At 68.9% G+C, this 1,365-nt stretch carries 2 protein-coding genes; one reads left to right on the forward strand and one right to left on the reverse strand.

Annotation, left to right across the window (positions count from 1 at the left end):
* On the reverse strand, positions 1 to 128 hold a 128-nt coding region (locus tag ACWDEW_RS48805), incomplete at its 3' end, for an Arc family DNA-binding protein (RefSeq protein ID WP_450522837.1).
* Positions 129 to 156: 28 nt separating this feature from the next.
* Between ACWDEW_RS48805 and ACWDEW_RS48810 the strand changes: the two genes are divergently transcribed.
* Positions 157 to 1,365: RNA-guided endonuclease InsQ/TnpB family protein (locus ACWDEW_RS48810; RefSeq protein WP_450522835.1), on the forward strand; the 1,209-nt coding region annotated here is incomplete at its 3' end.

The raw sequence follows: 1,365 nt of genomic DNA on the forward strand, positions 1-1,365 counted from the left end.
GCGCGCTCGCCCTCAAGTCGGTGGACGATCTCGGCGTTGACCGACCGGTGAGCCGCACGGGCCTGGTCGGCAAGCCACTGGTGGAGGTCTTCGGGAAGACGAAGGGTGGTGCGTTTCTCATCATTCATGCCTCAATTATAGTGCTAGACTGACGTCATGACGACACGACAAGGAGCAGGTCAAGAGTCCGGGCGCGCCCGGTACACCTGCCGCCTGCGTGTGTCGTCGACCGCCCTCGCCGGCCTTGAGGCCGAGTGGGCGCGCTGCCGGTGGGTGTGGAACGAGTGCGTTGCCATGTCCCGCAAGGTCCACGGCCTGAACAAGGGCCTCCTCCAGGACGCCGGGAAGGTGACGTGCGGCCCGGCGCAGCTCGACAAGATGCTGACCGAGGCCCGCACCGCCATGGGATGGCTGCGCGAAGGCTCGTCGGTGCCGCAGCAGCAGACCATCCGCGACTTCGGCAAGTCCCGCGCCAAAGCCCTGAAGGACATTCAGGCGAAGGTGCCGATGCGGCAGCGCGCCGGGATGCCCCGCACCAAGCGCAAGCGCGACGCACTGCCCACGTTGAACTACACCCGGCGCGGCTTCCGGCTGAAGGACGGCCGCCTGCACCTCGCGGGCGGCATCGCGCTGACCGTGGTGTGGTCCCGCGATCTGCCCGCCGACCCCACGTCGGTACGCGTCTACCGGGACAGCCTCGGCCACTGGTACGCGTCGTTCGTCGTCGAGAGGGCCGCCGAGCCGCTGCCGGAGACCGGCCGGGTGATCGGTATCGACTGGGGCGTCAAGGAGACCGCCACCACCACCAGCGACCCGCACGACCTTCCCCACGCGCAGCACGGAAAGAGTGCCGCCGCGAAGCTGGCCCAGTACCAGAAGCAGATGGCAAGGCGGAAGCCCGCGCGGGGAAAGGCCGCGTCGAAGGGCTACCGGCAGGCATCGCGCGCGGCGGCGAAGGTCCACAAGAAGGTCGCCCGGCAGCGCCAGGACACTGGCCGCAAGTGGGCCAAGACGGTTGTGCGCGACTTCGACCAGCTCGCTGTCGAGGACTTCCGCCCCACGTTCCTCGCCAAGTCCACGATGGCCCGCAAAGCCGCCGACGCCGCGATCGGCGCGACCAGGACCGCGCTGGTCGAGATGGCCCGCAAGCACGGCCGCATCGTGCACCTGGTGCACCCGGCCCACACCACGATGGACTGCGCACAGTGCGGTGCGAGAACCAAGCACGCACTCCCCCTCTCCGAACGAACCTACGCCTGCACCGCATGCGGAACCGTGTCCCCCAGGGACAAGAACTCCGCCCGCGTGATGCTCGTCCGGGCTGGTCTCAACCCGGCTGGTGCTGATGGCGGAAGCCCTCCGGGA

It is taken from the genome of Streptomyces sp. NPDC001100 (assembly GCF_053598575.1).